We start from the raw sequence: 10341 nt of genomic DNA on the forward strand, positions 1-10341 counted from the left end.
AGTCGAGCTTGCCCGCCGCCGGTCTGACCTGTGTGATGCATCTTCTGCCGCACGCCTGGAGGAAGTCGTTGAGTTCGGGGCCGGCCGGGTCAGCAGGTTGCGGCGACGGCGCCGCCGGGTTTGCTGACGCGGTCGGGGTCGCAGCGCTGGCCCTTGGCGAGTACCGCCCAGAGGATGCGAGCGTTCTCGTCGACCATGGCCACGACAGCCTTCTACCAGCGCACGCGCACGGCAAGTTGGATCGGCCAGCACGGCGATCTCACCAGTAGTACCATGCAGCAATGAACACGGCGGCCAAGCTCCTGGCGTCGATGCGGCGCAACCCGCTGGACTGGCAGCTGGGCGACCTGCAGACCGTCGCCCGCAAGCACGGCATCGACTGGCGGCACGACGGCGGCAGCCACTGCGTGTTCATCCGCGAAGACGGGCGGACGCTGCCGGTGCCGGCGCACCGGCCGCTCAAGCCCGTCTACATCCGCAAGTTCGTCGAACTCGTCGAAGGAGGCGAGGCATGACCCCGCTCGCAGACTACCCGTTCGAGATCCGCCCGCTGTCGCCGGCCGAGGGCGGCGGCTACCTGATCTCGTACCCCGACTTCGCCGAGTGCATCGCCGACGGCGAGACCGTCGAGGACGCCATCGCCAACGGCCGGGACGCGCTGCGGGCGACGATCGCGGCGCTGCAGGCCAGGCAGCTGCCGGTGCCGGCGCCCAACAGCGGCGGCGTGGCGTCGGGCAAGTTCGTCGCACGCGTGCCGAAGACGGTCCACGCACAACTGGCCACGCGCGCCCGCGCCGAGGGCGTTTCGCTGAACGCGCTGGTTCTGGCCTTCATCGCGCAGGGCCTGGGCCGCGCGGAGGGTTCGGCCAAGCGCTGAGCCCATCGCGTCGCGACTCTCCGCACCCCTCCCCGCCTCCGAGCCGGCCGGCGGGGCGTGTCCCGGAGTGAAGTATCAGGAGGAGGGCGGGCGCAGCCCGCCCGGGGGACATGAACGCAGGGACACGCCCCGGCGGCCGGCTCTCGCGCCGACGCGGGCGTACCGCGGACTCCCCACCATCAGATCCGCGCCGCTGAGCGAGCAGCGGCGCGCGAGAAGCACCTCAGCGCGCCAGCTCCGCCCGCATCGCCGCGATGACCGCCGCGTAGTCCGGCTGGCCGAAGATCGCGCTGCCGGCCACGAAGGTGTCGGCGCCGGCATCGGCCACGCGCCGGATGTTGTCGACCTTGATGCCGCCATCGACTTCCAGCCGGATGTCGCGGCCCGAGGCGTCGATGATCCGGCGCGCCTTCTCGATCTTCCTCAGCGCGCTGTCGATGAACGACTGCCCGCCGAAGCCCGGGTTGACGCTCATGATCAGCACCAGGTCGACCTTGTCGATCACCCACTCCAGCACGTCCAGCGGCTCGGCGGGGTTGAACACGAGGCCGGCCTGGCAGCCCTCGGCCTTGATCAGCTGCAGCGTGCGGTCGACGTGCGTGCTGGCGTCGGGGTGGAAGCTCACGAGATCCGCGCCGGCCTTGGCGAAGGCCGTGGCCAGCGCGTCCACCGGCTGCACCATCAGGTGCACGTCGATCGGCGCCTCGGTGTGCTTGCGCAGCGCCTGGCAGACCATCGGGCCGAAGGTCAGGTTCGGGACGTAATGGTTGTCCATCACGTCGAAGTGGATCCAGTCGGCGCCGGCGGCGACGACGTTGCGGACCTCCTCGCCCAGGCGGGCGAAATCGGCCGACAGGAGCGAAGGAGCGATGCGGTACGTGGTCATCCGGAAATTCTAGGGGCCTGCCTACAATGCCCCGATGGCCCAGCCCCGGTTCGATTGCAGCGTGCGCGTGCAGTATCTGGCGGACCGTTCGGACCCGCCGGACGGCCCGTTCGCGTTCGCGTACACCGTGACCATCCGCAACACCGGCGACATCGCCGCGCAGCTCGTCGCGCGCCACTGGATCGTCACCGACGCCCAGGGCCAGGTCGAGGAGGTGCGCGGCCTGGCCGTCGTCGGCCAGCAGCCGGTCATCGCCCCCGGCCAGAGCTTCGAGTACACCAGCTGGACGATGATCGCCACGCCGGTCGGCCGCATGAGCGGCACCTTCTTCTGCATGACCGAGGACGCGCACGCGTTCGACGCGCCGGTGGCCGAGTTCTCGCTCGTGTCGCCGAGCCAGCTGCACTGAGCGGCCGCCCGCGCCGATGACGCAGCCGACCTGGGATCTCAGCGCCCTCGTCAACGCCGCCGACCCGTCGGCCGGCCTGGCCGAACGCCACCTCTGGCTGGTGCGCCTGCTCGAGTGGCTGCGCCACGCCCCGGCCGCGCGCCGCGCGCGGCCCGGCGCCGACGTCGCGCCACAGATGGCGCGCCTGGGCCTGCTGCTCAAGGCCGCCGAAGGCCAGCCCGAGTTCCGCGCCCGGCTGCAGGGCATGCTGGCCGGCTTCTGGCGCGAGGTCGACAAGGCGGCGCTGTTCGCCGAGTTCGGCTTCGGCGCGCGCCACTCGCTGTTCGGCGAGGTCGGGCGCCGGCTGCGTGTGCAGTGGCTGCCGCAGACGCCGGACACGCCCGATCTGGCCGAGCTCTTCCAGCTGCTGTTCCGCCCGTCCGACGCGCGCTGGATCGAGCGCCTGGACGACGCGACGCTGGAGCGCATCGCGACGCTGGTCGACCCCGACGGCGCCAGCGGCTGGCGCACGGCGATGCTCGACGCGATCACGATCCTCGTCAGCGCCGTGCACTCCAGCGGTTACCTGTCGCCGCTGCGCCGGCGCATGGACCGCCAGGCGCTGGCCACCGAGCCGTTCCGCCAGCTCACGCGCTCGGCCGACGCGCTGCGCGAGGCGCTGGCCGAGGGCCGCCAGGCCGACGCGCTGCGCGAGGCCAACGTGCTGCGCGGCCTGCTCGACGCCTGCCGCCGCGCCGCGGCCAGCGTCACCGGGCACCTGGAGGAATACGGCGTCTCGGTGGACATCGTCTACGAGCTCGACCAGATGCGCCGGCGCACGCGCCGCATCGGCATGCTGCTGGACTGCGTGCTCGCGCCGCAGCCGATGCCGGCGCTGCGTGCGCTGGTGCTGCACCTGCTGCGCGTGGCCGACGACGAGCGCGGCCTGCGCCGGCTGCTGGCCCGCCACTACTCGCTGCTGGCGCGCCAGGTGGCCGAACGCAGCGCCGAGACCGGCTCGCACTACATCACGCGCGACCGCGGCGAGTGGCGCGAGATGCTGCGCATGGCCGCCGGCGGCGGGGCCGTCATCGCCGGCACCACCTACCTGAAGTTCGCCATCGCGGCGCTCGGGCTGGCGGCCTTCTGGTCGGGCTTCTGGTCGGGCGTGAACTACGCCGCCAGCTTCGTCGTCATCATGCTGCTGCACTGGACGGTGGCGACCAAGCAGCCGGCGATGACGGCGCCGGCGATGGCCGAGACGCTGGCCGCCGGCACCGGCGACGCAGAGGTCGAGGCCTTCGTCGACCGCGTCGCGCAGCTGATCCGCTCGCAGGCCGCCGGCATCATCGGCAACCTGGCGGTCTGCGGGCCGCTGGCGCTGGCCATCCAGCTCGCCTGGGAAGGGCTGTTCGGCGTGCCGCTGGTCGGCGAGCAGCAGGCCGGCTACGTGCTGCACTCGCTGACGCTGCTCGGGCCGACGCTGCTGTTCGCGGCGTTCACTGGCGTGCTGCTGTTCGCCAGCTCGCTGATCGCCGGCTGGGCCGAGAACTGGTTCGTCTACCACCGGCTCGACAGCGCGATCGCCTGGAACCCGCGTTTCGTCGCCCGGCTCGGTGCGCCACGCGCGCAGCGCTGGGCGGCCTGGTGGCGCGCCAACATCTCGGGCCTGGTGGCCAACGTCTCGCTGGGCATGATGCTCGGGCTGGTGCCGGCGCTGGCCTCGTTCTTCGCGCTGCCGCTGGAAGTGCGCCACGTGACGCTGTCCACCGGCCAGCTCGCCGCGGCGGCCGGCGCGCTGGGCCTGGACGTGCTGCGCCAGCCGGCGTTCTGGTGGTGCGCGGCCGGCATCCTGCTGACCGGCGTGCTGAACCTGACGGTGAGCTTCTGGCTCGCGTTCAAGGTGGCGCTGCGCTCGCGCGGCATCCAGGTGCGCGAGCGCCAGCGCATCACCGCGGCGATCCGCCGCCGGCTGCTGCAGGACCCGCTGTCCTTCGTGCGGCCGCCGAAAGGCTGAACACCGCCGCCGGGCCGGCGGCGAACGTCAGCCGCCGGCGTCCGTCGCGGCCGGCGTGCCGGCGCCGCGCCGCAGCCGGTAGACGAGCCCGCCAGCGATGCCGAGCGCGCAGCCCAGCGCGTGCGCGACGACGGCCACCGGCATGTCGTAGAACGCGTCGTCGGCCACCGGCACCCACGGGCGCTCGAGCAGGCACTTGACCAGGAGCCCGGCGAGCACCGCCGCGCCGACGAGGCGGCGGCGGCCGGCGGCGCCGGCCAGCAGCCCGATGGCGGCAAACGCCACCGCACCATGCAGCCAGGCGCTGAGGCCGGCATAACTGCCGAGCGACGTCGCATGCAGCGACACGCCGAGCGCCAGCGCACCGCCGAGCGCCCAGCGCCAGGACGGCAGCTCGGGCCCGAAGACCGAACGCAGGAAGACCGCCACGACGGCCAGCCCGGCCATGTTGCCGGCCCAGTGCAACGGGGTCAGGTGCACGAGGTGGGCACTCAGGTAGCGCCAGGGCTGGCCCGCGGCCGCGGGTGTCCAGCGCAGCGCGTCCAGCAGCGCCGGAGACCCCCAGGCGGCCACGTTCAGCAGGGCCAGCGCCACCAAGGCGCCGGCCGCCGGCGCGGCCCGCCCGGCGCTCACGCCCGCGTGCGGCGCAGCGCCCAGCTCGCGAGGGCCAGCAGCAGCAGCGAAGCGAAGCCGAAGGCGCCGCCGCCACCGGAGCCGCCGGTGCCGCCGCGTGCCGTGACCACGATCTCCAGCGAGCGCGACGGGCTGTCGAGCTCGCCGTCGGTGACGTGGTAGACGACGTCGAAGGTGCCGACCTGCGCCGACCCCCAGGTCAGCAGGCCGCTGCTGCTGAGCTTGACGCCCTCGGGGGCGCTGTCCAGCACGAAGGTCAGCGTGTCGGCGTCGACGTCGGCCGCGCCGCCGAGCTGGTGCGACACCGCCTCCAGCCGCGTCGTCAGGCGGCCCGGCGAGTCCAGGGTCGGAGCGTTGTTGACGTAGGTGACGCCGGTGCCCGTGACCTGGCTCGAGTCGGGCAGCACCGCGGTCACGTTGAAGCGGATGGGGCCGCTGCGCACGGCCGGCACGGTGAAGCTGAGCTCGCTGCTGCCGCCGTCGGGGGCGTCCAGCTGTGTCGCGCTGACGGTCGCGCCCGACACCTGGGTCCAGGTCCAGACGGTGCCGGCCATCACGCGGTCCAGCGTGGCGCTGAAGCGCACGACGGACTGGCCGCGCTGCGCCCCCGACGGCGCGACCACCGTGAGGATGGGTTGGTCGACCAGCAGCACCGCCTGCGCAGGGTCGAGCATGCCGGCGCCGCAACCGGACGCGATGGCGCAGAAACTGTCGCTGACAAAACGCTTGGCCGAACTCAGCAGCATCGACTCGACCTGGGACGCGGTCAGGGTCGGCTTGGCCGCCCACAGCAGCGCGGCCGCGGCGGCGACGTGCGGCGTGGCCGCCGAGGTGCCGTTGAAGCGCGCGTGGTCGAGGTCCACGCCCGGCTCCCTCAGGCCGCTGTTGCCCAGCGAGACCGTCAGGTCGGACTGGCAGCTGCCTCCCTGGCGCAGGCAGTCGCCGCCACCCGGCGCCGTCAGCGTGACGCGGCTGGAATAGTTGGAGTAGTCGGCCAGGTCGCCGGATCGGGTGTGCGCCCCGACCGCCAGCACGCCGTCGCAGTTGGCCGGGCTGCCGATCGTCGGCAGCCCGTCGTTGCCGGCCGCGGCGACCACCAGCGCGCCCAGCGAGCGCGCGGTGTTCACGGCCTCCTGCATGTAGACCGGGCAGGCGACGCCGGCGTCGCCGCCCAGGCTCAGGTTCAGCACCTTGGCCGGCGTGGCGTTCGGCGCGATGCCGGGCACCGACGCGCCGGCACTCCAGGCGATCGCGTCGGAGGCGTCGCTGAGCCAGCCGCCGCAGCGGCCCAGGGCCCGGACGCTCAGCACCCGGGCATAGCCGCTTGCGGCGCCGACGATGCCGGCACCGTTGCCGCCTTGGGCGGCGATGAGGCTGGCGACCTTCAGGCCGTGCCAGCTCGAGGGGTCGCTGGTGTCGTCGCAGTAGTCGCCCGGGTCGGTGCCGTCACCGCCACGCGCCACGCCGTTGCCGGCGACGGTCGGGTCGGTGATGAAGCTCGGCCCCTTCAGGTAGTCGGCGCCCATGTCGGCATGCGGCAGGTAGCCGGTGTCGATGACCGCCACCACCGGCTTGACCGCCGGCGGGGCCACGTGCGCCCAGGCGCTGACGAAGTCGGCCGCACCGGCCGCGGGGACGCCGCCCGCGCCGATGTTCCACTGGGTGGAGAAGTACGGGTCGTCGTAGTCCAGACGCCGCACACGAAGGTCGGGCTCGGCGTAGCGGATCGACTTCTCGGCGCCGCGCATCGACGCGGCGATGCGGCGCGCCTCGGCCAGCGAGACCTCGCGGTCCAGGCGCAGCAGCCAGGCGCCGCCACGGCGCGCTTCGGCGCTCTGCAGGCGCAGCGAGCCGTCGGGCCGGGCCGCGGCGACGAGCGCCGACAGGCGGGAGCGGCGCGCATCGGACGCCGCCGTCGTGCGCAGCGTGCTGTCGTCGGACGCATAGCCGACGACGATGCGGTGGGTGGTCGTGGCGTCGGCGGCCCGCACCGCGGGCAAGGCCCCGGCAGTGGCCATGACGGCAACGACCAGCCAGCGGGCTGCCGATCGCAGGCGGTACCGGGTATCGGGAAGTGTCATGTTGCTGTGCATGCAAAGGCGCCGGACCGCGGCGCAGAAGCTGTCGTCGGCAGCGGGTCACCGGCAGGAGCCGACCTTCGGCACGACCGGAGTCGGACGGTCGGCCGCAGCAGGCCAGAGCCCAGCCTGCAGGAGAACGAACGCCCGACCGCGTCCCGTGGACCGGATGGCACGACGCTCGGTGCCGGCCACCATGTCCACATGGATTCTAGGTTTCGCCTCCCGGCCAAACCGGCCGTCGACCTGAGCAGCTTTCCACACCCGCAAGGAAGCCGTGACCCATGCATGCACCGTCCGGCACCGGCGCTGCTGCGGCGGCGTCCGCTCAACTCCCGCCGCGGTTGGTCGAAAGACGAAGGGCGTGCCGCCGCGCGGCGGCACGACAGCGCCGGGCAGCCCCCGGCGGATCTCCTGGCCAGACGCCGCGGCGGCTCGATGCGCCGCGGCCTCCATTCATCGACATTCCATGCTCAAGCAGTTCGCCTTCGCCGTCGCCGCCGCAGCCGTCTCCTTCCAGGCCGCGGCCGCCTGCAACGTCACCTACAACACCGCCTCCGACAAGATCGTGAAGGTCGTGCGCCAGAACGGCTGGGGCTTCGACAACTACGACGTCATCTGCAAGAAGCTCAACGCCGCCAACGCCGTTCTGTACATCCACGGCCAGGCCACGGTGCTGGGCAACCAGTCGATCGGCTGGGCGGCGGTGGGCCTGAAGGACAAGAACCTGATGATCTTCACCAACGAGTACAGCGGCGTGTCGACGAGCACGCACGAGTACGCCAGCCAGGACAAGGCCGAGGAGCTGCTGATGGAGGCGATCAACGCCGCGGTCGGCAACGTGGACCTGGACAAGGCCCTGGCCTCGCTGGCCGACAGCCGCCGCCAGGCCAAGGCGGCCTACGGGCGCTGAATGACGCGGCCGTGAGGGGGCACCGCCGCCCCCTCGCCGCTCACCCCCGCCCCGCCCATCTCAGCGTCTGCCGCCGCACGACCTCGTTGAGCAGGTGCTCGCGTGACTGCGTCGCGCGGATCCAGCAGGCGTCGTTGCCGTGGCCGGCGAGTTCGCGGCGCAGGAACTGCAAGGCGCCTTCGGCACGCAGGTCGGCGGCGTGCGGCTCCAGCCGCACCAGCAGCGCCTGCAGGTCCTCGCGCAGCGGGCGGTGTTCGCCGGTGCCCGGGTCGACGTACAGCGCGTCCAGCCCGAAGCGGCAGGCCTGGAAGCGGTTGAAGGTGTACGGCAGGTAGTCGTCCTCGGCCGGCTGGAACGGGCGCTCGATGCGCAGCCAGCGCGCCAGGCACTGGATCAGTCCGGCCATCGCCGCGGCCTTCTCGATCGTCAGCGGGGTGTCCAGCACCCGCACCTCGATCGTGCCGAACTCGGGCTTGGGCCGGATGTCCCAGTAGAAGTCCTTCATGCTCTTGACGACGCCGGTGCGCGTCATCTTGGCGAAGAAGACGCCGAAGTCCTCCCAGGTCAGCACGAACGGCGCACGCCCCGACAGCGGGAACGCGAACACCGAGTTCAGCCGCGCCGAATGGAACGCGGTGTCGGTGCCCTGCACGAACGGCGACGAGGCCGACAGCGCGATCAGGTGCGGGATGTAGCGCCCCAGGCCGTGCAGCAGCACCAGCGCCTCGTCGGCCGTCGAGCAGCCGACGTGCACGTGCTGGCCGAAGATCGTGAACTGCTTGGACAGGTAGCCGTAGAGCTCGCTGATCTGCTTGAAGCGCGGCTTGTCGAAGATGCGCCGCTGGCTCCAGTCCTGGAACGGGTGCGTGCCGCCGCCCGACAGCGCCACGCCCAGCTTGTCGGCGGCCTGCACCAGCGCGTCGCGGATCTCGGTGAGCTGCGCCAGCGCGTCGGCGTGGTCCTCGCAGATGCCGGTCGACAGCTCGATCATGCTGTCGGTGATCTCGGGCACGATGCTGCCGGGCAGCTTGCGCTTGCCCAGCACACGCAGCAGGTCGGCGGCGGCCGGCGTCAGGTCGTAGTCGTGCGTCGAGACGATCTGCAGCTCGAGCTCGACGCCCAGCGTCAGCGGACGCGAATCGGAGAACTTCTCGAGGCTCATGCCGTGACCTCCGTCTCGGGCGCACGCCAGGTGGGTTCGGGGCGGTGGTCGCCGGCCAGGCGCAGGCCCCACTGCACGGCCAGCGGCCCGAGCAGCTCCATGAAGGCGATCGCCGACAGCACGATCGGCACCACCGCCGGCGCGAAGCCCGGGTGCGTGAGCTGCAGGTCGGTCAGCAGCACCAGCACCGTGCCCGACATCGGCGTCAGCGCCAGCGACAGCCCGGCGGCCTGGCGCAGGCCGATGCCGCTCCAGCGCGCGAAGGCGAACACCGACGCCGTCTTGGCGATGCCGCGCGCGAGCAGCAGCACGATCGCCAGGCCGCCGCCGACCAGCACCGCGTCCAGCGTCACGACGCTGCCGACGACGACGAACAGCATCAGCACCAGCACCCCGCCGGCGGTGCCGAAGTGGCGCGGCCAGACCCAGGGGCGTTCGGTCGAGTTGCGCAGCAGCACGCCGGCCAGCAGCGGCACCAGCAGCGTCGACAGGTTCAGCAGCTGGGCGATGGTCAGCGCCAGCACGATCATGCCGAGCAGCAGCAGCGCGGCGTTCTCGTCGCGCAGATCCAGGCGGCGCGCGACCCAGGCGACCAGCCGCGACAGCAGCGCCGCCAGCAGCACCGAGCCGCCGAAGACCCACAGCGGCTGCGACACCGCGCGCACCCAGTCGCCGGCCACGTCCAGGTGCAGCCAGCCGATGACCAGCTTGTGCGCCAGCACCGCCAGCAGCGTGTTCAGCGCCGTCAGCACGATCATGCGTTCGGTCACCTGGCCGGCGGACTTCAGCTCGCTGGCCACGCGCGCGATCACCGCGCCCGAGGCGCAGGTGCCCAGCGTCGCGCAGGCCAGCGCGACGTTGACCGGCTGGCCGAAGGCGCGCAGCGCCAGGTAGATCGCCGCCAGGCTGGCGAAGGCCTCCAGCGCGCTGGTCGCCAGCAGCGCCGGGTTGGCCTGCAGCCAGCGCAGCCGCACGCGGCTGCCCAGCTCGAACAGCAGCAGCGCCAGCGCCAGGTCGACGACCAGCCGCGCCGGACCCTGCAGCACGCCGCCGCCCCAGCCGCCGAGGCCGATGGCAAGGCCGACGGCGCTGTAGCCGATGATGCGCGGCACGCCGAACGCCCGTCGCACGCCCTCGCCCAGCAGCGCACCGGCCACGAGCGCCAGCGCGCCCCAGAACGGCATCTGCGGCACGAGCGGCCACGACTCGATCTGCAGATAACCTGCAATGTCCTCGAGCATCCCTCTCTCCTTGTTGAAGAGGAGAGACCCCGGCCGCGGGGCGGAGTTCCGTGGGCACGGCCCGGCCGATGTCGGACGCAGGCTTGCCGGCGTGTCGGCGGACCGGCCGCGCGGGGCGGCGACCCCGCGTGGCGAGTGCCGCGGGC

The 10341-nt window shown here is 72.7% G+C and carries 10 protein-coding genes; 5 read left to right on the forward strand and 5 right to left on the reverse strand.

Going from position 1 to position 10341, the window contains the following annotated elements; translation table 11 throughout:
* The first annotated feature begins 281 nt into the window (after window positions 1-281).
* Both RBXJA2T_RS03150 and RBXJA2T_RS03155 read left to right on the forward strand, forming a co-directional pair.
* Window positions 282-515 carry a type II toxin-antitoxin system HicA family toxin gene (locus RBXJA2T_RS03150; RefSeq protein ID WP_009855868.1) on the forward strand — a complete coding sequence of 78 codons (234 nt, stop codon included), beginning with the start codon at window positions 282-284 and terminating at the stop codon, window positions 513-515.
* Complete coding sequence (locus tag RBXJA2T_RS03155; RefSeq protein WP_009855869.1) at window positions 512-877, forward strand: toxin-antitoxin system HicB family antitoxin; 366 nt, start codon at window positions 512-514, stop codon at window positions 875-877. The genes RBXJA2T_RS03150 and RBXJA2T_RS03155 overlap by 4 nt, the downstream gene beginning before the upstream one ends.
* A gap of 223 nt (window positions 878-1100) precedes the next feature.
* Here the strand turns inward: RBXJA2T_RS03155 and rpe are convergent, their stop codons facing one another.
* Window positions 1101-1763, reverse strand: a complete 663-nt coding sequence (gene rpe / locus RBXJA2T_RS03160; protein ID WP_009855870.1) for a ribulose-phosphate 3-epimerase — start codon at window positions 1761-1763, stop codon at window positions 1101-1103.
* 34 nt (window positions 1764-1797) lie between these two features.
* On the opposite strand from rpe, the gene apaG reads away from it, so the two are divergent.
* Complete coding sequence (gene apaG / locus RBXJA2T_RS03165; RefSeq protein WP_009855871.1) at window positions 1798-2172, forward strand: Co2+/Mg2+ efflux facilitator ApaG/CorD; 375 nt, start codon at window positions 1798-1800, stop codon at window positions 2170-2172.
* 16 nt (window positions 2173-2188) lie between these two features.
* A complete protein-coding gene (gene tlpB / locus RBXJA2T_RS03170) occupies window positions 2189-4168 on the forward strand; it encodes a transporter-like protein TlpB (RefSeq protein ID WP_009855872.1) in 1980 nt (659 codons plus the stop codon).
* Between the two features lie 27 nt (window positions 4169-4195).
* Here tlpB and rrtA read toward each other — a convergent pair whose 3' ends face one another.
* Both rrtA and RBXJA2T_RS03180 read right to left on the reverse strand, forming a co-directional pair.
* Window positions 4196-4801, reverse strand: a complete 606-nt coding sequence (rrtA, locus tag RBXJA2T_RS20305; RefSeq protein WP_009855873.1) for a rhombosortase — start codon at window positions 4799-4801, stop codon at window positions 4196-4198.
* Window positions 4798-6819 carry a S8 family serine peptidase gene (locus RBXJA2T_RS03180; RefSeq protein WP_009855874.1) on the reverse strand — a complete coding sequence of 674 codons (2022 nt, stop codon included), beginning with the start codon at window positions 6817-6819 and terminating at the stop codon, window positions 4798-4800. Before RBXJA2T_RS03180 ends, rrtA begins: the two co-directional genes overlap by 4 nt.
* A 529-nt stretch (window positions 6820-7348) precedes the next feature.
* Here RBXJA2T_RS03180 and RBXJA2T_RS03185 point away from each other — a divergent pair.
* Window positions 7349-7792, forward strand: a complete 444-nt coding sequence (locus RBXJA2T_RS03185) for a hypothetical protein (RefSeq protein ID WP_009855875.1) — start codon at window positions 7349-7351, stop codon at window positions 7790-7792.
* Window positions 7793-7832: 40 nt separating this feature from the next.
* Here the strand turns inward: RBXJA2T_RS03185 and RBXJA2T_RS03190 are convergent, their stop codons facing one another.
* Together RBXJA2T_RS03190 and RBXJA2T_RS03195 are read right to left on the reverse strand one after the other, a co-directional pair.
* Window positions 7833-8954 (reverse strand): YbdK family carboxylate-amine ligase, encoded by a 1122-nt coding sequence (locus tag RBXJA2T_RS03190; RefSeq protein WP_009855876.1) that lies wholly within the window; start codon window positions 8952-8954, stop codon window positions 7833-7835.
* Window positions 8951-10195: a cation:proton antiporter gene (locus RBXJA2T_RS03195; protein ID WP_009855877.1), complete on the reverse strand. Its 1245-nt coding sequence runs from the start codon at window positions 10193-10195 to the stop codon at window positions 8951-8953. The genes RBXJA2T_RS03190 and RBXJA2T_RS03195 overlap by 4 nt, the downstream gene beginning before the upstream one ends.
* Between the last annotated feature and the right edge of the window lie 146 nt (window positions 10196-10341).

The organism is Rubrivivax benzoatilyticus JA2 = ATCC BAA-35 (genome assembly GCF_000190375.1).
Lineage (GTDB): Bacteria > Pseudomonadota > Gammaproteobacteria > Burkholderiales > Burkholderiaceae_C > Rubrivivax > Rubrivivax benzoatilyticus.

Bases quoted from the DNA above. Each gene is read 5' to 3' on its own strand.
- RBXJA2T_RS03150 (WP_009855868.1), top strand. From the start codon at position 282: ATGAACACGGCGGCCAAGCTCCTGGCGTCGATGCGGCGCAACCCGCTG.
- RBXJA2T_RS03155 (WP_009855869.1), top strand. From the start codon at position 512: ATGACCCCGCTCGCAGACTACCCGTTCGAGATCCGCCCGCTGTCGCCG.
- rpe (WP_009855870.1), bottom strand. From the start codon at position 1,763: ATGACCACGTACCGCATCGCTCCTTCGCTCCTGTCGGCCGATTTCGCC.
- apaG (WP_009855871.1), top strand. From the start codon at position 1,798: ATGGCCCAGCCCCGGTTCGATTGCAGCGTGCGCGTGCAGTATCTGGCG.
- tlpB (WP_009855872.1), top strand. From the start codon at position 2,189: ATGACGCAGCCGACCTGGGATCTCAGCGCCCTCGTCAACGCCGCCGAC.
- RBXJA2T_RS03180 (WP_009855874.1), bottom strand. From the start codon at position 6,819: ATGGCCACTGCCGGGGCCTTGCCCGCGGTGCGGGCCGCCGACGCCACG.
- RBXJA2T_RS03185 (WP_009855875.1), top strand. From the start codon at position 7,349: ATGCTCAAGCAGTTCGCCTTCGCCGTCGCCGCCGCAGCCGTCTCCTTC.
- RBXJA2T_RS03190 (WP_009855876.1), bottom strand. From the start codon at position 8,954: ATGAGCCTCGAGAAGTTCTCCGATTCGCGTCCGCTGACGCTGGGCGTC.
- RBXJA2T_RS03195 (WP_009855877.1), bottom strand. From the start codon at position 10,195: ATGCTCGAGGACATTGCAGGTTATCTGCAGATCGAGTCGTGGCCGCTC.